The organism is Komagataeibacter xylinus NBRC 15237, from assembly GCF_001571345.1.
Lineage (GTDB): Bacteria > Pseudomonadota > Alphaproteobacteria > Acetobacterales > Acetobacteraceae > Komagataeibacter > Komagataeibacter xylinus.
The window spans coordinates 1-22,128 of sequence record NZ_BCTP01000013.1; the positions used below are offsets into that span (position 1 = coordinate 1).

General features: G+C 62.4%; 16 protein-coding genes, 1 tRNA gene and 1 pseudogene. 9 read left to right on the forward strand and 9 right to left on the reverse strand.

All coding sequences use genetic code 11. The features are described from left to right. The first annotated feature begins 266 nt into the window (after positions 1 to 266). Positions 267 to 2,421: pseudogene (locus GXY01S_RS07210) on the forward strand (FUSC family protein). On the opposite strand, the gene GXY01S_RS07215 reads toward GXY01S_RS07210, so the two are convergent. After that, positions 2,402 to 2,992 carry a preprotein translocase subunit YajC gene (locus GXY01S_RS07215; RefSeq protein WP_061273590.1) on the reverse strand — a complete coding sequence of 197 codons (591 nt, stop codon included), beginning with the start codon at positions 2,990 to 2,992 and terminating at the stop codon, positions 2,402 to 2,404. The pseudogene GXY01S_RS07210 and the gene GXY01S_RS07215 overlap by 20 nt on opposite strands. 249 nt (positions 2,993 to 3,241) lie before the next feature. Here GXY01S_RS07215 and GXY01S_RS18510 point away from each other — a divergent pair, with 249 nt between their 5' ends. Further along, on the forward strand, positions 3,242 to 3,418 hold the full coding sequence (locus tag GXY01S_RS18510; protein ID WP_165165649.1) for a hypothetical protein: 177 nt from the start codon (positions 3,242 to 3,244) through the stop codon (positions 3,416 to 3,418). Positions 3,419 to 3,684: 266 nt separating this feature from the next. Here the strand turns inward: GXY01S_RS18510 and GXY01S_RS07220 are convergent, their stop codons facing one another. Beyond that, positions 3,685 to 4,959, reverse strand: a complete 1,275-nt coding sequence (locus GXY01S_RS07220) for a chloride channel protein (protein ID WP_061273592.1) — start codon at positions 4,957 to 4,959, stop codon at positions 3,685 to 3,687. A 397-nt stretch (positions 4,960 to 5,356) separates the two neighbouring features. Between GXY01S_RS07220 and GXY01S_RS07225 the strand changes: the two genes are divergently transcribed. Together GXY01S_RS07225 and GXY01S_RS07230 are read left to right on the forward strand one after the other, a co-directional pair. Next, entirely contained in the window at positions 5,357 to 5,695 is a 339-nt protein-coding gene (locus GXY01S_RS07225) for a P-II family nitrogen regulator (RefSeq protein ID WP_061273594.1), read from the forward strand. Next, the gene (locus GXY01S_RS07230; protein WP_061273596.1) at positions 5,692 to 7,068 is read left to right on the forward strand and encodes an ammonium transporter; all 1,377 of its coding nucleotides are present in this window, start codon (positions 5,692 to 5,694) and stop codon (positions 7,066 to 7,068) included. Before GXY01S_RS07225 ends, GXY01S_RS07230 begins: the two co-directional genes overlap by 4 nt. Before the next feature lie 97 nt (positions 7,069 to 7,165). Here GXY01S_RS07230 and GXY01S_RS07235 read toward each other — a convergent pair whose 3' ends face one another. The 3 genes from GXY01S_RS07235 to GXY01S_RS07245 form a co-directional block, all read right to left on the reverse strand. Further along, a complete protein-coding gene (locus GXY01S_RS07235) occupies positions 7,166 to 7,702 on the reverse strand; it encodes a GNAT family N-acetyltransferase (RefSeq protein WP_061273601.1) in 537 nt (178 codons plus the stop codon). Next, positions 7,699 to 8,715: a hypothetical protein gene (locus GXY01S_RS07240; RefSeq protein ID WP_061273604.1), complete on the reverse strand. Its 1,017-nt coding sequence runs from the start codon at positions 8,713 to 8,715 to the stop codon at positions 7,699 to 7,701. Before GXY01S_RS07240 ends, GXY01S_RS07235 begins: the two co-directional genes overlap by 4 nt. Positions 8,716 to 9,012: 297 nt before the next feature. Continuing rightward, the gene (locus GXY01S_RS07245) at positions 9,013 to 11,229 is read right to left on the reverse strand and encodes a TonB-dependent receptor (RefSeq protein ID WP_061273607.1); all 2,217 of its coding nucleotides are present in this window, start codon (positions 11,227 to 11,229) and stop codon (positions 9,013 to 9,015) included. Between the two features lie 399 nt (positions 11,230 to 11,628). Here GXY01S_RS07245 and GXY01S_RS07250 point away from each other — a divergent pair, with 399 nt between their 5' ends. After that, positions 11,629 to 12,681, forward strand: a complete 1,053-nt coding sequence (locus tag GXY01S_RS07250; RefSeq protein WP_061273611.1) for a DUF1963 domain-containing protein — start codon at positions 11,629 to 11,631, stop codon at positions 12,679 to 12,681. Between the two features lie 468 nt (positions 12,682 to 13,149). Here GXY01S_RS07250 and GXY01S_RS07255 read toward each other — a convergent pair whose 3' ends face one another. Beyond that, entirely contained in the window at positions 13,150 to 13,839 is a 690-nt protein-coding gene (locus GXY01S_RS07255) for a TetR/AcrR family transcriptional regulator (protein ID WP_082770768.1), read from the reverse strand. Between the two features lie 167 nt (positions 13,840 to 14,006). On the opposite strand from GXY01S_RS07255, the gene GXY01S_RS07260 reads away from it, so the two are divergent. The 4 genes from GXY01S_RS07260 to GXY01S_RS07275 all read left to right on the forward strand — a co-directional run bounded on the left by GXY01S_RS07260 (position 14,007) and on the right by GXY01S_RS07275 (position 17,519). Further along, positions 14,007 to 15,638 carry an efflux transporter outer membrane subunit gene (locus tag GXY01S_RS07260; protein ID WP_255210382.1) on the forward strand — a complete coding sequence of 544 codons (1,632 nt, stop codon included), beginning with the start codon at positions 14,007 to 14,009 and terminating at the stop codon, positions 15,636 to 15,638. Positions 15,639 to 15,750: 112 nt separating this feature from the next. Then, positions 15,751 to 16,164 carry an RNA polymerase-binding protein DksA gene (gene dksA, locus GXY01S_RS07265; protein ID WP_061273614.1) on the forward strand — a complete coding sequence of 138 codons (414 nt, stop codon included), beginning with the start codon at positions 15,751 to 15,753 and terminating at the stop codon, positions 16,162 to 16,164. A 97-nt stretch (positions 16,165 to 16,261) separates the two neighbouring features. Continuing rightward, positions 16,262 to 16,336: transfer RNA gene (locus GXY01S_RS07270), tRNA-Thr, on the forward strand. Positions 16,337 to 16,925: 589 nt separating this feature from the next. Further along, positions 16,926 to 17,519 carry a hypothetical protein gene (locus GXY01S_RS07275; RefSeq protein ID WP_242501161.1) on the forward strand — a complete coding sequence of 198 codons (594 nt, stop codon included), beginning with the start codon at positions 16,926 to 16,928 and terminating at the stop codon, positions 17,517 to 17,519. Positions 17,520 to 17,602: 83 nt separating this feature from the next. On the opposite strand, the gene GXY01S_RS07280 is transcribed toward GXY01S_RS07275, so the two are convergent. From GXY01S_RS07280 to GXY01S_RS07290, 3 genes are all read right to left on the reverse strand, one after another. Next, on the reverse strand, positions 17,603 to 18,052 hold the full coding sequence (locus GXY01S_RS07280; protein WP_061273616.1) for a hypothetical protein: 450 nt from the start codon (positions 18,050 to 18,052) through the stop codon (positions 17,603 to 17,605). Then, complete coding sequence (locus GXY01S_RS07285) at positions 18,049 to 19,773, reverse strand: putative bifunctional diguanylate cyclase/phosphodiesterase (protein ID WP_061273618.1); 1,725 nt, start codon at positions 19,771 to 19,773, stop codon at positions 18,049 to 18,051. The genes GXY01S_RS07280 and GXY01S_RS07285 overlap by 4 nt, the downstream gene beginning before the upstream one ends. Positions 19,774 to 19,881: 108 nt before the next feature. Beyond that, a complete protein-coding gene (locus GXY01S_RS07290) occupies positions 19,882 to 22,119 on the reverse strand; it encodes an EAL domain-containing protein (RefSeq protein ID WP_061273620.1) in 2,238 nt (745 codons plus the stop codon). Between the last annotated feature and the right edge of the window lie 9 nt (positions 22,120 to 22,128).

Sequence of the window (22,128 nt, forward strand, 5' to 3'; positions counted from 1 at the left end):
CGATATCGGGCAGTGGCGAACGGTCGGTCATGAGCATTCCCTGTGCTGGTTGGTCAGGCCACGGCGCCTGCCGCGCGATAGCACGCAGGGGGCGCGGAATCATGACCGTTTATGGAGATGGCTGCCCGGCGGCAGAACCGGTAGCATCAATATAATTGACATAGCACTAATTGTCATACAATAAATTCCGGCTTCGTACGCCTTTCTCTTCCCACCGCCGGGTTTATCAGGTAGCCCCTACGCCGCCGCCGGGAGTTTTTCGCCCAATGTTGTCCAGCCTGAAGCGCATTTTCTCCGATGATGCCCAATGGGCCGCCACCCGCACCACGGCGGCGTTCAGCGCGCGCGCTGCTTTCGGTGGGCATTGCGCTGTTCCTGGCCTTCTCGTTCCAGCTCCAGTCGCCCATGAGTTCGGTCACCACGGTCATGATCGTGGCCAACCCCACGGTGGGGGCGCTGGTTTCAAAAAGCGTGTGGCGCATCATCGGCACCATCATCGGGGCCACGATCAGCGTGGGGCTGATGGCGGTGTTCGTGCAGTCGCCGGTGCTGTATTTCATGGGGCTGTCGGTCGTGGTGGGGCTGGCCTGCATGGCCGCCACCTTCCTGCGGCTGTTCCGGGCCTATGCCGCGGTGCTGACGGGCTACACCATCGTCATCATTTCCGCCCCGGCGTTTGACAACCCCGATGGCATCTTCCTCTCCGCCATGTCGCGCCTTGCGGCCGTGGTGGTGGGCATCGTCACCACGGCGGCGGTGTTCATGGTCACCTCGCCACGCCGGTCGGACACGCTGTTCACCCAGATCCACGCCCTGTTCCGTGACACGGTCAGCTATATCCTGGCCTTCCACCAGGGCTACAGCAACGTGCCCGCGCAGAACCCCGATGCCCTGCCCGGCAGCACGTTCCGCGCGCTCCCCACCACGTTTCATGACAGCCGCGCCACCATGCTCACCCGCATCGCCCGCCTGTCGGACGCGGTGGAATACGCGGCAGCCGACAATTACGACATCAGCGTGCGCCAGCGCGAGATCAGGGCCGGGCTTGCGCGGCTTTCGGGCATCGTGGCCTCGTACCACCCCCACACCATCACCCCCGCCGATACCGGGCAGGACCGCGCCGTGCATGGCGAGATCGAGGCCATGCTGCACACCCTGCTCGACCTGACACAGGACCAGACGCTCGAAGCGGTGTGGACGCAGGGCTGCGCGCGCATCCAGCACACGCGGACCATCATGATCAATGAGGCGCGCGCCACCCATTCGCCCCGCTCGCTGCTGTTCCTTGATGACATCCAGGACCTGCTCGGCCAGATCGACACCGCCCTGCAGGATCTCTCGCGCCGGGGCAGTGCCGGGCGCAAACTGCGGCTGCAACCCTATCTGGAATGGCCCACCGCGCTGCGCAACGCCGCCCGCGGGTCACTGACCACGCTGCTGACAACCCTGATCTGGTACGTGCTGCACTGGACGGCGGGGCCGACCATGATGCTGTACGTGGTGGCGGCGGCGAGCCTGCTCTCCACCCTGCCCTCCGCCTCACGCGCGGCGGGGATGATGGCGGCGGGCACGGCGCTGGGCATACCGGCGGGGCTGTTGTGCCATATCTTCCTGCTGCCACAGATCGATGGCTACCCGCTGCTGTGGCTCTCGCTGTGCATCATGCTGCTACCCGGCGTGTGGTTGCAGTTCCACCCCAAATTCGGCGTGGGGGGGTTTGGTTACGGCGTGTTCGCCACCGTGATGCTGCAGGTCAACAACCCGATCCATTATTATAACGACATCAGCCTGTTCAATGGCTGGATGGCGCTGTTCATGGGGTGCATCATGCTGGTGCTGTCCTTCCGCGTGATCCTGCCGCCCAACCACCGGCTTGATGCCGCCCGCCTGGTCATGTCGCTCACGCGCAGCCTGCGCAGGCTGGCGCTGTCGGGCCGCAGGCAGGGCAAGGAATGGCTGGTATGGGAGAACCTGCAACTGCAGAAGGTCACCCGCCTGGCCATGCGGCTGTCATTTTTCGCCCGGCCCGCCAGCATGCATGAATATATCGATGCGGCACTGGCCACACTTTCACTGGGGCGGCTGATCGAGCGCATCCGCACCATCGCGGGCAGCCCCGACATCATGGGCGCGCAGCAGGCGGCGATCTATGATGCGCTGGGCACCTTTAGCGAACTGACGCACAACCCGCTGCTCACGGCGGCCAGCCTGCGGCGGGCGGCGACCATACTCTGCCCGCCCGATGCCCTGACCCTGCGCCCCGCAGCCCAGGTCGAGGCCATGGCCTGCCTTGAGCAGGCGGCGCGGATCATCGAGGACATACCCGGCTTCCTGGACCAGCGCGGCCCGCTGCAATGGGCGGAGGACTATCCCGCCGCCCACAGGCCGCCGCTGGCTGCCGTCAGGACGGAAGTCGGCTGAGCACCGAGAACGACACCGCATCCATCACCGTGGTGTCGACTTCATCGCCGGGCTTGAGGGTTTTGAGGAAGTCCTGCATCGCCTTCTGGCGCACCAGCACCACGCGGGTGATGTCATCGGGGTCGACAAACACGACCTGGTTGCGCGTGGTGTCCACGCCGGTCACCTTCACGCGCTCGCGCTTGAAGGACACCATCATGCCATGCGGGTGCGGGCCGGTGCGGGTGCCGGCGGCATTCTCGGTCGATTCCGGCAGCGGTGCGCCCGGCGGCGCGATGGCCGCGTCGATGGTGCGGACAATGCGCAGGCCGATCTTGTCACCGGGGTTGAGCACCGGCAGCTTGGCGCGCAGGTCGGGATCGACGCGCACGGTGTCGAGGTTGCCCGCCTTGTCGCGCAGCAGGATCATGCCCGCCTCGTGGTCCACGCTCTCGACCGTGGCGGTCGCCGTCTGGTTGCCCACGATGACCGGGGCCTGCGCCATGGCGGGCAGTGCGGCAGCGCACGCGCCCCCAACCACGCAGGCCAGCGCCAGCGCCACGCGGCGGGATGCAAACAGCTTCACGTTCATATGTGTCGTTCTTCCCTAAAATCTCTTGACGGATGTCAGTCCGGGCGGGCGGAAATGCGCCCGTGCCAGCGCCCTTATCCCATAACGCGCAGAGGCGGTCACGTATCCTACGATGTATGGCGCAAAGCGCATAATCGCCTCCAACACCTGCGCCCAGTGCATTACCCCCTTCCGCCATGCGGGGCTGCGGGGAGCAACCGCATGGTGTAAGCCTGCCACATTGCCAGGCACACAAGTCAGGAACCCGACATGACCGACCAGACCCCGCCCGACGCCTTTGCACAGGGCAAGGCAGCCGCCACCAGGGGCGAGCCGCTGATCGAAAACCCGTTTGATGAAACCCTGCCCGCCTATGAGGACTGGAACAAAGGCTGGTGGAGCGTGCGCGAGAACGATGGCGACTTCGACCCGTTTGCCGAGAAATAGGCCCGCAGGCCACGATGGCGTGAGATCAGCCAGACGTGAAGGCGTGCCAGTTGTGGCAGGCCCCCGCGCATGGAATGAAGGATGCTGACGGTTCGTTAAAACAGCGACTGTTCTCAGAAAAAGAAGGCGGCATCGGCAACGGTGCCGCCTTTTTTGCGGCCCTTGATGCAGTTAGAAATTTTTGGCGAAGCTTTTTTCAAAAAGCTTCGAAAGAAGCCGCCCTGTTGAAAAAAGACGGCGCCCGAAACTTTTCGTCCTTCCGTCTTTCACGACCGTGCCGACATGCTGCCCGGCGCACCGGGCTGGGTCTGGGCAACAGGCGGCTGGCCCATTTCAGCGCACACCCGGAAGGCCAGCAGCGCCCCTGCCAGCGTAAGGAAGGCCGGGATCCACATGTCATGCCCCACATGGGTGAACTCGAGGCCCAGCGCCAGCGCGGTGAGCGGCATGGACATGAACGTGCCCAGAAAGGCGATGCCACCCAGCAGCGCCACCGTGCCCACATCCACCATGGGCAGGCAGGCGTTCCACCCCCCCGCCAGCACGGTGGCCAGCAGCGCGCCCATGGTCAGGCTGGGCGTAAGCAGGCCGCCCGCGGCCCCGGCCCGCAACGCCCCCATGATGACCACGATCTTGAGCACCAGCACGGTGGCGGCAAGCTGCGTGCCCAGTTGCGCCGCCAGCGCAAGCTGCATTGGCCCGCGCCCGTTGCCCGGCAGTTGCGGGTAGAAGCATGACAGCACGCCCAGCAGCGGAAACACCACAAGGCACCACGCAATGCGCGCCCCGCCCCTTGCTGCGCGGTTCTGCACCACGGCCATCAGCCGCCTGGCCAGTTGCGCGCCCACGCCAATGACCGGCCCCGCGCACAGCGCCCACAGCACCACGGGGGCCGTGACCGCCATCGGCCCGATGTCATACTGGTGCAGGTTGCCCAGCACCGCCCACGGCACGAATGCCCCGATGGCCGAAGCACCCACCGCGCACAGCACCGCGCGCTGCCCCACCGTGCCCAGCAGCACCTCGAGTATGAACAGCGCGCCGCCCAGCGGCACGTTATAGACGGCGGAAAGCCCGGCCCCCGCCCCGCAGGCGATGATGATGCGCCGGTCCTCAGGTGCAAGGCCCAGCACGCGACCGGTGTCGGTGGCCAGCACCGCGCCGAGTTCACGCGGGGCAACCTCGCGGCCAAGCGGCGAGCCAAGGGCCACCGTCACGATCTGGAGCAGCACATGCACCGTGGTGGACAAAGCGGGCATGGGCCTGCCCGGCCCCGTCTTGCCCACGGCCGCCGCAATGCTGACCAGCGGCCTGCCAAAACGGCCCAGCGCCCACCAGCCCACGCCCGCCACCACGCCAGCAGCGCACAGGGCGGCCACCCGGCGCCACGGTGGCGCGGCACTCACGCCCTGCACGAAGGTATGCGGCCCGCCGGGCTGGCCATAGCCATAGGCGACATGCTGGATCATGTGCAGCAGCACGGACAGCACCGTGCCCCCCACACCCGACAGGAAACCGGTGGCAATGACCGCCATGGCCATGACCGGCCATGCGGTGGGCGCGCCACGGGGCGCTGGAGCGGAAGCAGGTTGGGTCATGATGGCATGGGATATGCCGGATAAGGCAGGGCGCGCCAAGCCGGTTTAACACGCACGCACGCCAGGGCCCGCGCGGTGGCGCAGGGCGGGATCATGCGCGCCGCCATGCTGCTGGCCTGTTGCCACGGGTTGGCCCAAGGTATTGACGGCCCTGTACCACCGCCTGTGCGCCACAGGTCAGAAATGGCGAACACGCCACACTGATAATGGCAACACCCACCCCCTGCACAACGATGCTGAAAGGCGCTAGCAACTGCACATTGCTTTGCGATATGGTTGCCTGTACGGAACAGTAGCCATAGCAGGTGGTGTTTCAGGGGCAAGCCAGGAAGGGGACGAGATGAAATTCGTTATTGCCATCATCAAGCCGTTCAAGCTCGATGAGGTACGCGAAGGGTTGCATTCCATCGGGGTCGATGCCCTGACCGCAACCGAGGTGAAGGGATATGGCCGCCAGAAAGGCCAGACCGAAATCTATCGCGGCGCCGAATACAACATCCAGTTCCTGCCCAAGATCAAGCTCGAAATCGCGGTACCCGACGCGCAGTGCGACAAGGTGGTGGAAGTCATCCAGTCCGCCTCGTGCACGGGCAAGATCGGTGATGGCAAGATTTTCGTTCTCGACCTGCAGCAGGCCATACGGATCAGGACACAGGAAACCGGAGAAAACGCGCTGTGATCACGAAGATTGGCAAAAGCGCCCGCCATGCCGGGCTGGCGGCGGCAGCTTTTGGCGCGTCGATGGCCAGCATGCCCGCCATGGCAGCCGATGCCCCGCCCGCCATCGATACGGGCGATACCGCCTGGATGCTGGTCAGCACCGCACTCGTGCTGATGATGACCATCCCCGGCCTTGCGCTGTTCTACGCGGGCATGGTGCGCAAGAAGAACGTGCTCGCCACCCTCATGCAGTCCTTTGCCATCTGCTGCATCATGACCGTGGTGTGGATGGTGCTGGGCTACAGCCTGACCTTCACCTCGGGCAACGCCTTCATTGGCGGGCTGTCGCGCGTCATGCTCAACGGGCTGGGCGCGGGCATCAGCAAGGGCAGTGACGTGGCCTTCACCATGGCCGCGGGCACGTCGGCCGCCACGACCATGACCATTCCCGAAAGTGTCTGGATGACCTTCCAGATGACCTTCGCCATCATTACGCCCGCGCTGATTACCGGCGCGTTTGCCGAACGCATGAAGTTCAGCGCGCTGTGCGTGTTCACCATCGTCTGGGGGCTGCTCGTTTACGTGCCCGTCGCCCACTGGGTGTGGGGGCCGGATGGCTGGGTGGCCAGCAAGATCGGCGCGATCGACTTCGCCGGTGGCACGGTGGTGCATATCAACGCGGGCATCGCGGGTCTGGTCGCGGCCCTGGTGATGGGACGGCGCAAGGGCTTTGGGGAGGAAGACCTCTCGCCCTACAACCTGACCTATGCCGTCATTGGCGCTTCCCTGCTGTGGGTGGGCTGGTTCGGCTTCAACGCAGGCTCCGCAGGCGGCGCCAACGGGCGCGCGGGCATGGCCATGGCCACAACCCAGATTGCCGCCGCCGCCGCTGGCGTGTCGTGGATGTGCGCTGAATGGATGAAGACCGGCAAGCCAACCGTGCTGGGCATCATCTCGGGTGCGGTGGGTGGCCTGGTGGCCATTACGCCCGCGGCAGGCTTCGTGCTGCCGGGCGGGGCGCTGGTCATCGGTCTGCTCGCGGGCGTGATCTGCTTCTGGGGCGCCACGGGGCTCAAGCACATGATGGGCTATGATGACAGCCTCGACGCCTTTGGCGTGCATGGCATTGGCGGCATCGTGGGCGCGCTGCTGACCGGCGTGTTCGCCTATGGCCCGCTTTCTGCCACCGATGCCAGCCCCGAGGGCGTGAGCGGGTCGTTCCACCAGTTCATCGCCCAGGCGGAATCGGTCGGCATTACCATCGTGTGGTGCGCGGTGCTGACCTTTATCCTGCTCAAGGCCATTGACCTGACCATCGGCCTGCGCGTGACGCGCGATGAGGAAATGGAAGGTCTCGACATGAGCCTGCATGGCGAGCGGATCAATTCCTGACCTGACTGCCTGCATGCAACATGACGGAAAAGGGCGGCCTTGTGGGGCCGCCCTTTTTTTCTGGTCCGTGCGCACGGCCAGTGCCCCAAACCGGTTTTCAGGTCCCGCCCGCAAGGATCACGTCACGCACCATGGCGCAGCGGGAACCAGGGGGAAAACCACCAGCTTCCTCATCACGCAACAGGCCTGCCAGACGTGCATCCTGTGCAGCAGGCGGGAGCAGCCGGAAGCCTGCCCGCGCATAAAAGGGCCCGTTCCATCCAACAGTGCGGAATGTGGTCAGTGTGATGCGGGCAAGACCCGGCAGGCGTGCCGCACCCTCATGGGCGGCCGCCAGCAGGCTGCGCCCCAGCCCCCTGCCCTGCGCCGGATGTGCGACCGATATTTCAAGCACATGCAGGTCAGCGCCATATTGCCGCGCGCTTAAGAAACCAACGGGCTGATCCCGACCATCCACTGCAACCCAGCACAGGCCGTGGGCAATGCAGCCTACATGCACGGCAGGAGGCAACCCGTCAGCCTGTGCCAACCAGGCCAGTGCGGGCACGGCCAGGAAGGCTTTTGCGGCAGAGCGCTCGATAGCGGGCAGGAGACCTGCCTCTTCAGGCCGGGCCGGGCGGATGGAAAAGGTCATGGCAAACTCCCCTCGATCATGATGCCCTGCGCATCAATCCGCACCCTTGCCATGGGCTGTGCCTTTATCTGGCGCAGGTAGTTTACAAACAGAAATACAATACTGAGAACGACACTACCCGCATTGATGCAGAGGGTCTGTGGATCAAGGCCAAGGAGCAGGCGTACCCTGTCAATCATGTCCGTTGCACCGAACAGAACTGTCCTGCGATCCGTTAGCGAGAACATTAAAACCAGATGCAGCATGAGCATCAGCCCCAAAGTCATGAGCGCGGCATAGGGAACAAGTTTTAAAAAGATAGAAAACCGCTCCCCCTTGGTGAGCGACAGGGGAACGGTCACTTCATCCCCTTCCGCATCCAACCGTGCCGGGAGGGCCGTGGTGCCAGCAGGGGGCCATGCGGCAACCGGGGCCGCCTTATGCATGCGCACCATGTGGACGAGCGCCTTCGCCCGGGGCACGTCCTGCGGGGCGAAACTGTTCCAGGTGATGACAAGCCGCTTGTTCCGGCCCCGCATGTGCAGGACCAGAAGGCGTCGTGTCGGACGTATTATCCTGAAATCATCCCACGCAATGTCGGCATATATTCCATTGGCATCCCGGGCTGAAATGCTCCTGGCAGAGAGGACGTAGATCGTACCACGCCGGACATTGCGCCGACAGTACAAAACAAGACACCGCCAGAACCACCCCGAGGCGACAAGAACAATAAACGTCAGCGCTGCAGGCTGGAGTGCGCCAAGGGCAATCAGTTCCATCACCACCCCCCATTCCGTCTGGCCTACGGCATGATCGAAAGGAGGATACTCATGCGCCTGCAAACTGATGGACCAGAGCAGGCCCAGCAATATTCCATTTGCCAGCAGTTGTTTCCAGCCCAGCAGGATTTCGGCCAGTACATCGAGTGGGGTTGCCCTGAGCCTGCCCGTGATGGGCTGCAAACCGGTCCCGGCCTGCGGTTCGGTTGTGGCATCATCCGTTACGGGGCCGGGCGGAGGCGCATCATCGTGCATGACGGCTTACACCCCTGCCTGCAGCGTGCATGGCAGGCGGAACGGGAAATGAAAAAAAGCGGTTCCAAACCCAAAAATACTGCAATTAATATTCAATAAAAATTCCCGGTCTTTAAAAATGAAACAGAAGATTCATTTTTATATCAAATACCTGAACCGGGAAAGGTAAATGGATTTTGCCTCATTGTTTCAGACAACAAATCTGACCCTGCCTGCGCGCATGAGAGTTTTTTCAACCGTTTTAAAGGAATGCCGCCTTTTTGAAAAAAGGCGACACTCAAAAACTTTTATTTTCTATTAGAAGTTCTGTGAAATACCGGTCAGGATCGTGCGCCGCAGCCCGTATTGCGGGGCGCCCACGCCAATGCCCGTGCCGCTGCGCAGCATGTAGGGGTGATCGAACAGGTTGGTCACGTCCAGCCGCAACTGCGTCGTGCGCAGGAAGCGCGAGTGGAACAGATCGCGGAAGGACTGCACCAGCGCCAGGTTGAACGTGGCATATTGCGGGATCACGCCGCCATTGGGCACAGTGTCGGTATCCTGCCGCAGGCCGCTGCCATAGACCATGGTAGCCGAGAGCAGCGTGGGGTGCCCGGTGTGGTGGAAGAAAGTGTAAGACCCACCGGCAGAGGCGGTCCAGCGCTGGTCGTGGTCGAGATGCACCCAGTGATTGCTGATATAGGCCAGGTCACCGGGGTCAAAATTGAACTGCGCGCTGGTAATATCCTTGCCGATGGCGCGCGACCACGCAAAATTGCCGTAAAGCGAAAGCGGCCCGCGGTCATAGGAGGTCGAGACCTCATAGCCGTTCACCTGCCCGCGCCGGTAGTTGAAGCCCGACAGGATGATGGGCGCGCCGAACTGCCCCTCGTCAATCAGGTTATGGGCCAGCTTGTAATAGGCATCGAACGACACGCGCCAGCCGGGCAGGATGACCTGCTCGATCCCGGCATCGAAGTAATGATCGCGCTCGGCCTTAACCGTGCTGCTGCCGGTGCCGGCTGCCGCACCCGAAGTACCCGCAAACTGCTGCAGGTCGGTACCCCCCACCACCTCGAAGGGCGGCGGCGTGAAGTAGCGCGAATAGCCCGCATGCAGGGTTGCACCCTTCCACGCGCGCCACACCACGTTGATGCGCGGGCTGAGCTGGTGCTCGTTGGTGTATTCGCCCACCCCATCAAAGCGCAGGCCGTAATTGACCGTGACATTGCGCAGCGGCCGCCATTCATCCTGCACGTACAGGCCATAGACATCGCCCGTGCGGCCATTGCCGGTATGGATGGACTGGAGCGCCCCCGTGTCGGTGTTCTGCACCAGTGAATCGGTCTTGGTGATGTTGCGCTCGGCAAAGACCTGAAAGCCGAAGCGCACGGTATGATCGGGCCGCACGCGCCAGGTCACGTCGCTCTGGGTGCCGGTTGACATGACCGAGCGCTCGGCATGCTGGCTTATGCCCATATAGGCCAGATCGCCCAGGTTGGGGTCGGGGCTGTAGCCGAGGCTGCTGTAGCGCGAGAACACCGATGTCTGGAGCGAGAAGGCCCCGATCTCCTTTTGCAGCGACAGGATGCCGAAATCGGTGATCTGCTTCTGGCGTTCATTGAGGTTGGACGCACCTGGCGCACCCGGCACCGACACGCAGGCCGAATCATCACCCGCGCAGGGAAAGGTCTGGCCGCCGATATTGGGCAGTTGGTACTCGGCGTTCGAGACACCCGCGATCAGGCTCAGCCGCGTGTTCTCATCCACCGTGTAGCGCAGGTGGCCGAGGAAATGGTACTGGTTGCTCAAATCATGCAGCGCGTTGAACGAGGGCGTGGTGTTCTCGATGCCCACCCGGTCATGCACGTAATCGGCGGTGAAGAAGTAATCCCACTTGCCATGCTGCCCCCCATACTGCGCGGAGGGGAAGAAGTAGTCACGCGCGCCACCATAGATGGACACGTTGCCACCCCTGTTGGTCGTACCGTTCTTGGTGGTGATGTCCACCACCGCAGCCTGCAGGAAGCCGTACTGCACCGGCAGCGCACCGGTGGAGAGCGACATGTTATCGGCAAACCGGGTCATGAGTGTCTGGCCGAACACGTTCATGCCTTCGGGCAGTTGCACGCCATCAAGGCGGAACTGCACCTCGTTATGGTCGCCGCGCACATGGATCTGGCCGTAGCTGTCCTGCGCCACACCGGGGGCCTGCAGCAGCACGCTGTTCAGCCCGGTATTGTCGCCACCGGGAATGGTCTCGATCGCCTTGCGGCTGAACGCATGCACCGTTGCCCCCGTGGAGGGCTGCAACTGCACGCGCGCACGGTCGAGGCGCGCGGTGACGGTCATGGTCTCGGGCGCGGAGGAGGTGCGGTCGAGCGCCTGCGCGGTTGTGGCGGCGTGCGGATCATCGGGCGTTGTGGCGGTGGCGGGCATGCCCTGCGCGAGGGCAGTGGTAACGGGGGTCAGCGCGGTTATGGCCGCCAGCATGGCACGGGAAAGGGGACGGGGAAAAAACCATAGGCGCGTCATGGCGGAAAGGCTCGCATCCGGTGAGGTGGTTTCGGGAGGCGCAGCTTTATTTGGTACAATATAACATAACAACATGAAAAAGCCGCGGCTTTCACCGGGGCTACCAAATGTTGTATTTATGCAACAGAACGCTTCGGCCCAAACGGTAGGCAACCTCTGTTACGTTACCTGCTGGTGGTTTATGATGGTGCGCGATCCTGCCTTAATACGATATTGTTAAAATATATCATCAATGCATATTTTATTTGTACTGAAAATTGCAAATACTTTTTATATAAATCATTGTTAAAAACATTTCAGGAGGCGCCTATTTTTTCATAAAAAGGCAGAATATAAAAACTTTTGTTAATTTTTATCAATTCGTTATTTTAAAATACTCTGTTGATCAAGGAAACCACCATGGCCGATACCCCGCTCCCCCCTGACCGCGAGACCCTGACGCACACGCTGCAGGCAACCGGGTTGCCTGCAGCCATTGTGGCCCATCTGGCCGCACAGGCGCGGCCTGCCGTGCTCATGCCCACCACGGCGGGGGATGAGGACGCCATTCCCGCAGGGGCCTCGAAACTCGGCGGGCGACCGGACCTGCCGCAGGGCATGGCATGGCCCCTGCGCCCACCCTACCCCGATGCCGACAGGCGGGCACAATATTACAACCGCAAGGCGGATGACCTGCTGGCCAATCCGCCCTCATGGGCACGCACCAAGGGCGTCGAATGGTTCAGCAACGAACACCGGGCCAAGGCGCAGGCGGTGGCGAAGGATTTCCCGCTGGCTTTCTTTGGTCAGTTCAATCTGGCCGAACTGGCGCAGGCACCGGGTTTTGACCCCGTCTTTCCCACCGAGGGCCGCCTGCTGGTGTTCTATGATTACTGGATAGAGCCGGAAGAATTCACCCCTGAAGCCGCCGTGGGGTGGCGCGTGATATGGGATCCGTCACCTGTGGCTGAACTGGTGCGCGCGCCGGTGCCGCAAGCCCTGCTGGCGATCTCGAACGATGAGTGGAGCTGCGTCTTTCCCCCCGCCCCCGTGACCACGCAGCACTCCGTCATCACGCCCATGCCGTTCAATGACAAGGGATGGGATGCCTTCCCTTTGGAGGATAATGCAGAATTCACAGCCTATGACGCGTGGTTCTGCGCTTTCGGCACACCTGACGAGAAGAACCGTGACAACCACCAGTTTGGTGGTTTTCCGCAGCCTTTGCAAAATGGCCTTCAGGCCCGCAGCCAGCTTGCCGCCAATGGCCTGAACTGCGGGGGCAACATATGGCACACGGCTCAGGCCAAGGCGCTGCTTGAATCCGCGGCACAGTGGCGGCTTGTCGTGCAGATCGGGGCGGACCCGCATGCGCGGTTTGCCGATGTCGGGGCCTATTACGTGATGATGCGCGAGGCCGATATCGTGGCCCGCCGGTTTGACCAGGCGCGTGTGGTCTATCAGTGCGATTAAAGGCGGAAAAGACAGGGCTTGATCCCTGCATGGGCTGGGCAGAGACTGTTGCATCAATAAAAAGGACGTGCAGGATGCACATTCTTTTTGAAATATTTCATGATGCGCACTGGCACGCGGCGACACGGTGATATTCTGCTGGCCGTAGCACCGCCTTCATGGCGGTCGCGCATTGGAGGGTTCCCGTAGCAGGCCCTCCCCGCGTGCCGCCAATCTGGTTTGCCGGTTATTGTGTTCAGGCAGCCATTCGCCCCTGCCGCGCCCTGCCTGGGTGGGGAACACTCTTCGTGGAACCCATTGATTCCACAGCCTTATTTTACTGTCAAAGAAACTACCAACCAAAGCGCCCTTCTTACCTAATCCCTTTTCCTGCCCTCGGGAAAGGATCATCGTCAGGGGTCGCGCCACAGCGCAGGCAGGCAACATCGGGGTGCGGCTTTTTTCAAACGGCTTTGCCGGAATGCGCCCTTACCCCTGCATCACCAGCGGCGGCAGGCGCGGCCCTTCGCGCAGATAGGCGTTGAGAAAGGTATGCACTGCCGAGCGGGCGATGAAGTCGATATGCGCCTGGTCGGTGCTGACCGGCAGTTGCAGCCGCGAACGCGCGGTAATGCGGGTCTGGCACAGGGCATAGAACTGCTCGGCGGCAAAAACCGGGTCGGGAATGTTCAGCACGCCGGAATCATTATGCTGCATCAGCCATGCCGAGAGGATGTTGATGGCCTTCTGCGGACCGTGCTTCCAGAAGGTCTCGGCCAGTTCGGGAAAATTGCCTGCCTCGGAAATGATGATGCGGTTGAGCATGAGCGACAGCGGCGAGGTCAGCAGCCGGATCATGGCCACGGCCAGGTGCTCGAGCGATTCCGTCAGGTTCGCCCCTTCATCAATGCGGCTGAACAGGAGCGGCATCTTCTCGCACGCGCACTGCTCCACAAAGGCGGAGAACAGCGTGGCCTTGCTGTCAAAGTAATTATACAGCGTACCCTTCGACACCCCGGCATCGCGCGCGATGCCCGACATGCTGGCCCCCTCGTAGCCGTTCTGGGCAAAGACACGCGCCGCCCCCGCCAGGATCTGCTGGCGCTTGGCGGCGGAGGCACCCGGGGGCAGACTCTCGGCCGCCTGCATTTTGCCTGAATGGCCTGGCGTGGTGCCCATTGAAATCATCCTGCTCCCGCGGTTGGCGCGTACTTTCGATTGACCCCGTGAGGAAAGCCGATAGGCTAGGGGACTGACCGAACTGATCGGTCATTCATGCCATGGTTTAAAAACCATGCCAAGAATGCAGAATTTACATCAGCTGTTTCAGGTACAACAGGGGGGCCATGTTGGTGGGTAGGGGAATTTCATGGCGCACGGCCGTGGTCGGGTTGTCGGTCATGACCGCCGGGTGTGCGGTTGGCCCTAATTTCCATAAGCCCAAGCCATGGGTTCCCAACCAGTATGGCGGCCCGGACCGCATCGCGGCCGCAACCGACAAAAACGGCAAACCCGCCGATGTGGCCAGCCAGACCACGCCTGATGACCCCGATACCGCCTGGTGGTCCCTGTTCCACGATCCCGAGCTGACCAGGCTTGAACAGCGCGTGGCCACCGACAACCTTGATGTGCGCGCCTACGCCTACCGCATGGCCCAGAGCCGGGCGGAACTGCGCATTGCCGGTGCCGAGCGCTACCCTGCCATGTCGGCCACCGGCTCCTACGCCCGCCAGCAGTACAGCACCAAGATGCTGCAGCGCATCGTGACCGATGTGGAGAGTGAACACCCCGAACTTGGCCAGGCGGCAGGCACGCCGGGCAAGGCCAAGATTCCGCTGTTCAACCAGTGGCGCGACAGCGTGGACGCCACATGGGAGCTCGACCTGTGGGGCCGCGTGCGCCGTGAATACGAGGCCGCGGCCGCAAGCTCGCAGGCGGTCAACGAATCCCGCCGTGGCATGCTCATCTCACGCCAGTCGGAAGTGGCGCGAGACTACATGGAGCTGCGCAACACGCAGCAGCAGCTTCGCATCGTGCTGGAAAACCGCGACGTGGCGCAATCCATGCTGGACCTGAACCAGCAGCGCTACACCAAGGGCCTGGCCAGCAACCTCGAGGTGGAGCAGGCCCGCGCGCAGTACGAAAACACGCTGGCCCAGATCCCGCAGCTTGAGCAGCAGCTGGCCATGCAGGTCAATGCGCTGAGCCTGCTCATGGGCGCGCCGCCACGCGCGCTGTCCGATGAACTGCTCACCGCCGCCGCCATTCCGCCCGTGCCGCCACGCGTGCCGGTGGGCGTGCCCTCCGAACTGGCCCGCCGCCGCCCCGATATCCGCCGCGCGGAGGCCAACCTGCACGCCGCCACCGCCCAGGTGGGCGAGGCCGTGGCCGAGTTCTACCCGCGCGTGACCATCAATGCAGGCTTCGGCTTCGAATCCCTCTCCTTCCGTGACCTTGGCTTCTGGAACGCCAAGGCGTGGAATGTCGGCCCCTCCATCACGCTGCCCCTGTTCCAGGGCGGGCGCCTGCGCGGCCAGCTTGAACTGCGCAAGGCCGCCCAGAAGGAAGCCGCCATCACCTACCAGAAAACCGTGCTCGGCGCCTGGCATGACGTGGATAACGCGCTCACCGCCTACACCGACGAACAGCGCCGCCATGACAGCCTCGAGCAGCGCATGCAGGCCAGCCACCACGCGCTGGAACTGGCACAGAACCAGTACCGTAACGGCATGGTGACCTACCTTAACGTGCTCGATGCCCAGCGCCAGTATCTCGGCGCCGAGTCCGACCTCACCACCAGCACCGCCACCATATCGGGCAATCTGGTGCGGCTGTACAACGCGCTTGGCGGCGGGTGGGAGACAACCTACCCCGACACGCCACGCCACAAACAGGCCACCGCCACGACCCGCCCCGCAGCCACGGGCGGCACGCCTGCCACCTCTGCTCCTTCCACCACGCCGGGCCAGCCTGCCTGATGGCCTGCGTTAAAAGCTTGGCGCGCGCGCGCCTTGCTAGTATAAGCCGCCCCGTTCCCGACTGGCAGGCCAGTAACTGCCACACGGAAGCATGGCGCAGGGACCTGTTCGTATGATTACATTGCCCCCCGACTATCGCCCCTCGGATGATGAGGAATTCATGAATCCGCAGCAGGTGGAATATTTCCGCCTCAAGTTGCTGAAATGGCGGGCGGACCTTCTCAAGGAAGCGGATGAAACGCTTGCCAGCCTGTCGGAAGGCGGCATCCATGAAGCCGACATTACCGACCGCGCCAGCGTCGAGACCGACCGCGCGCTCGAACTGCGCACCCGTGACCGCGCGCGCAAGCTGATCTCCAAGATCAACCAGGCCCTGCTGCGCGTTGAAGCGGGCACCTATGGCTTTTGCGAGGAAACCGGCGAGCCGATCGGGCTCAAGCGCCTTGAGGCCCGCCCCATTGCCACCCTGTCGATCGAGGCGCAGGAGCGCCACGAACGCATGGAACGCATCCACCGCGACGACTGACCCCGTCCCCGCCCGGCTGGAAGGCCCCAATTTGCCAAAAGGTGATAAAAGGGGGTTGCCAGCCGGTGCAGGAAAAGTTAGGAAGCCCGCATACCGTGCTGCTGTAGCTCAGTGGTAGAGCACTCCCTTGGTAAGGGAGAGGTCGACAGTTCAATCCTGTCCAGCAGCACCATTATTTTCCTACCTTTTCTGTCAGATTGATTCTTTCTGTTCTGGTCCACATGGTCCAGGAAATACCGATAGAATGTCTGCGGCTTCTTTTGGCCAGTCAGGGTCATGGTACCCATAAACGCGCGCGATCGTCTCGACGCCATTCCCAAAAAACCTGGTGCCCTTTTCAATAGCACTCCGGTCATTGCCACCCTCGTCGCACGGATATGACGAAGCGCATGCCACAATATGCAGGGCCGTCCAGATCGCCTGCCCGCACCGCGAGAACTCCCCCCGCCCTGCCGCGTTATTGTTTCGATACACAAGACGGTTTTGAAGCAACGCACTGATAAAAAAATAAGAGACTGTTTGAAAAGTCAGCCCGGAAAACATCCAGGAATCACAAGGACGTTTTGGGTGTCGCTTTTTGTTAAAAGGCGGCGCGCGTTAAAGCTTTTTGAAAAAATATTCACCACAAACATCCTGCAGTTTGCAGGGAGTCTTGGGCGTACGCTTTTCAGGCCGCTTTCACAAACCGGTTTGTTCCGCCATCACGCACCCGCTCACGCCGCACAGGGCCTGCACGGGTCCAGATATTTGACAGAGGCCATATGACTGCACCCATACCCGCCCGTTTGACCGCCCTGCGGCCCTGCCTGCGCCTGTGGCAGGCTATAGCGCTTGTGGCGGGGCTCAGCGGCCTTTCAGGGTGTGGTTATACGGATTCGCGCGCTGCCCATCGTGCGCAGATGACCATGATCGGCATGGACAGCACGGATGTGCAGTCCTGCGTGGGCATTCCCGACAAGACCAAGAAAATCAGCGATGCGGTACAGATTTTTGAATATTCGCGCACCCTGAACATTCCCTCCACCAATGATTCGACGCTGATCCCGCTCCAGTCGGTCGTCAACCTGACCGAAACGACACTCGGCGGCGCAGGCAAGACCTGCATTGCCGATATCCGCTTTGAAAACGACCGGGTCACCCAGGTGCACTACAGCGGCGATGATGATGAAATGATGGGCACGGACGGTGTGTGTTCCATCGTCACCCGTGGCTGCGTGCGCCAGCCGGTCCCGTCCATGCGGCATGTGAAGAAAGGGGTTTTCAGCCCCGTCTCGGCCTTTCACTCGCCCAGGCTCGAGGCACAGCCCGCTACGCCGCCGACACCAAACACACCAGCGCCGGCAAGCGCAAAATAAAAGTTTTTGGGCACCGCCTTTTTTCAAAAAGGCGGCATTACCTGAAGCTTTTTGAAAAAAGCTTCACCAAAAACTTTCTATAGTTAAGGAGCGGACTCGAGCGGCAGTGCCGCAATATCCGCAGGCGGTCCGGCCAGCATGCAGGCGACACCGGTCGTGCGGTCAACAAGCATGCGGATCTCGACCGGCCCTTCCGCCCCGAACAGGTCGGATGTGACATCATAGACCGGGCGCAGCGGCGCGTCCTGCCCCGCATCATGGCGCACCACCTCGGTCATGATGCGGCCAAGGGCGCGCTCCAGCCCATCCATGACGCGCGAGGGCACGAGGCGGGGCTGGTCACCGTCGCCCATGCAATGCAGTTCCAGCAACCGCGCCCATGAGGGCGTGGGAATGAACATGGGCATGCGCGAGCCATCATTATGCCGCTCCGCATGCATGATGCGCCGCGTATTGGCCAGGCCAATCACGTCCACGCGCGGCAGGTCATCGCCAATGCGTGCGGCCACAGTGCGGGGCGCGTCGTCGCTCACAACGTTACCCCTTCAAAACGCGCGGGCAGCTTGAGGATATCCTGCGAGGACAGCGCCGAGGAAACAAAGAAGCCCTGGATGCGCTCGGGCCTGAGCGCCTTGACGAGTTCAAACTGCTCGCGGTTTTCAACACCCTCGACCGTGACTTCCATGTTGAAGCCCTGCCCCATGTCGATCAGGCTGGACAGGACCATGCAGGCATCGGGGTCGCCCACGATGTTCGTCACCATGCTCTGGTCGATCTTGACCTGCGAGAACGGCAGCTCGCGCAGGTGGTTCAGTACCGTGATGCCCTTGCCGAAATTATCGAGCGCGATCCGGAAACCCGCCCGCGCCAGTTCACGCAGGTTGCGGATGCCCTGCTCGGCCCGGCGGCCATGCAGCATGGTTTCCGTCACTTCCAGCACAAAGCTGTCGGGCGACATGTTGAAGCGCCGCAGCGATTCCTCAAGCTCGCGCTGGTAGTCATCGCGGATCAGGTCCATGCGCGAAAGGTTGATGGCAAGCTGGCGCGGCGGCTGGCCCTTCTCGTTCCACATGCACACATCGCGCCGGAAGGCCTCGATCATGCGCGGCCCCATCGCCTGGGCCAGACCGGCATCGGTAAACACGTCGGAGAAGTCTTCCGCCGCGAGCAGCCCGCGCTCAGGGTGCTGCCAGCGCAGCAGCGCCTCGATCTGGTCCACCTCCATGGTCTGGCAGTTCACGATCGGCTGGTAATAGACCTCGAACTGGTTGCGCTCGACCCCGCACCGCGCCTCGCTCAGGATCGAGACACGCGCCTGTGCGCGCTCGCGCAGGTTCCTGGTGAACATCTGCGACTGCTTGCCGCCCGCGCGCTTGGCGGCGTACATCGCCATGTCGGCGTTTTTCTGCACGTCTTCCATCGTGTCGGTGCCATCAAGCAGCACCGCGCCAATGCTGCCCGCAACGCTCACCGTTACCGTCTCGATATCGATGGGGCGTTCAAGGATGGCCTGCAGGCGGTCCATGTAGCGCTCAAGCGATACATCCTCGAGCGTGCGGTGCAGGATGACGGCAAACTCGTCGCCACCAAGCCGGCTGACCGGGTCATCGGGGTGGGTCAGTTCGATCAGCCGCGAGGCAATGGCACGCAGCACGATGTCACCCGCATGGTGGCCGTGCACGTCATTGATCTGCTTGAAGCCATCAAGGTCGAACATGGCAAGTGCCGGGTGGGCGGTCATGCCCGGCTCGCGGCAGCGCGCGATCTCATCGGCCAGCGCCGTGTTGAAGCCGCCCCGGTTGAGCAGGCCGGTCAGGGTATCGGTCTCGGCCAGTTCACACAGCCGGTCGCGCGTGTTCATGAGTTCGGTAATCTCGAACCGGCTGGCCACATATCCCGTAACCCTGCCCTGCCGGTCGGTCTTGGGGATGATGGTGGTGGCCACCCAGTACAGCGACCCATCCTTGGCGCGGTTGCAGATATTGCCGCGCCACAACTGCCCCGCCTTGATGGTGCGGTACAGATCCCGGAAGAAATCGGCATCATGATAACCGGAATTGACGATCCGGTGCGTCGAGCCCACCAGTTCCTCGCGCGAGTACTGGCTTATCTCGCAAAAGCGGTCATTCACGTAGGTGATGACCCCCTCGCTATCCGTAATCGCGACAATGAGGACATTATCAACCAGATCAGCCCAGAAATCCGCATCCTGATGCGTCAGGGCCCGCAGCCGATCATCGTGTTGCAATGCCATATTCCCGCCTGGAATCCGTAATGAAAAACAAACTGTTATGCGTCATGAACTCAAACCGGCCCCCGCATGCCCCTGAAACACCGGTGCCAGCGCGGGGCACCACATGCTCTATGCCGTCGTTGGAATAAGGAAGGAGCCACGCTCCTGCCGCTCTCGGAACCATTTTTCCAGTTCCGTTGGGGGTAATGGCCGGGAGAAAAGATAGCCCTGCATCACATCGCAATGCAATTCCTCCAGAAGGCGCCACTGCTGCTCGGTTTCCACGCCTTCGGTCACGACCGTCATGCCCAGCCGCGAGCCGATGCCGATCACCGCCATGGTCACGGCCTGGGCGTTGGTGTCATGCTCGAAGTCGTTGATGAAGCTGCGGTCGATCTTGATCTCGGTCAGCGGCAGGCGGGTCAACCGCGAGAGCGATGAATACCCCGTGCCGAAATCATCCATCGACAGCCCGACATCGAGCCTGCGGATGGCATGCAGCACCTCCTCGGTCTCGCTGCTGCTGTCCATCATCACGCTCTCGGTTATTTCCACCGTCAGGCGGTCCGGCGTCAGGCCATGGTGCTTGAGCAGGTTGGCAATGTGCTCGGGCAGCCCGCGATTGCGGAAATGCACGGCGGAGAGGTTGACCGCCACGGTCGGCACCCGCACGCCGTCGCGGTCCCACTTCACCATCTGGCTGCACGCTTCCTCAAGCGACCAGCGGCCGATGGCCTCGATCTGGCCCGTCTCCTCCGCCACGGCAATGAAGCGGGAGGGATAGATGTTGCCCAGCGTGGGATGATGCCAGCGCGAGAGCGCCTCCACCCCGTAAAGGCCGCCGGTCATGGTCTCGACCTGCGGCTGGTAATGCAGGTTGAGCATGCCCTTGGAGAGCGAATCGCGCAGCGCCGAGCCCAGCACCAGCCGGTCCTGCGCCACCTGGTTCTTTTCCTGGCCTGCAAAGCGGAACAGGCCGCGCCCGTCCTCCTTGGCCTGCCGGGTGGCGGCATCGGCATGGCTGAGCAGGGATTCGCTATCCGGCCCGTTGGCGGGGAAGGTGCTGATGCCAACGCAGCACGAGATGCTGAGCGTGTTCTCGCCCACCTGCAGCGGCTTGGCGATGGCGTTGATCAGGTTCTCGGCAAATTTCTCTGCGCGTTCATGCGAGCATTCGGGCACGACGATGATGAACTCGTCACCGCCGGAGCGGCTGACAATATATTCATCCTTGACCAGATGGCGGATGCGGCGACCGATCTCGATGAGAAAGCGGTCGGCATTCACATGGCCAAGCGCGTCGTTGATATCGCGGAAGCGGTCGATATCAACCATGAACAGCGAGAACTGGCTATCGCCGCCGCGCATGATCAGGCGCTCGATGATGTTGTGCAGCGAAGTGCGGTTGAGCAGCCCGGTCAGGCTGTCGAAATTGGAAAGCTGGGCAATATGCTGCCGCGTCTCGCTCTGCTCGATGGCCAGCGCGCAGAACGGCATGCTGGTCGAGACCACGCGCTGCGCCCAGGCCAGATCGGCCTCATCGCCGCGCATGTACAGCGCGAACACGCCCATGACCTGCCCCGTGCGCGAGACGATGGTAGACGAACAGCACCGCTCCAGCCCCAGCGAACGGGCCAGCGAGGCGTAGCCATCCCACACCACGGTGTTGCTGGCAGCGGGGTTGGCGCGCAGCGTTTCAAGCTGCTCGGGGGTGAGTTCCATGCTGTCGAGTGCTGTGCGGTACCGCTTGGGCATGGAGGGCGAGGCATTGACCGAAAGCCTGCGCGAGCGGTCGATCAGCATGAGTGCGCCGACCGCGCCGGGCACGAAGCTGTCCACCCGGCGGCACAGGAGGTCGCCCACTTCCGCTATGTTCATGTCGGATGCGAGGGCCTGGAGCACGTCATTCTGCAGCACGAGGATCTTGCGCTGGCGGCTTTGCTCGGTCACGTCCTTCATGACGGCGATGTAGTAGATCTTGCCGCAGTCACTCACCTGCACGCGCGAGATGGACAGCTCGCCACAGACATACTCGCCATTGGCGCGACGGAATTCGACCTCGCGCGAGGTGCCGACAATCCGGCCGATTCCTGTATCGCGGTTGCGGTTGATGTAGTCGTCATGGCGGTCGCGCTCGGGTTCGGGCACGAGGCAGCTCACATTGCGGCCCATGACCTCCGCACGCGGGCGGCCCCATATCTTCTCGGCCGCCGCGTTGAAGAAGATGATGAGGTTATGCTCATCAATCACGACCATGGGATCAATGGCCTGCTCCATCGCAGAAAGCAGGACATCGGCGCTAATCTTCGGCTGATCCACCGTAAACTCCAGAACATCGGCACGACCAACCGCGCCATGTGAGATCATTTTCCTGAG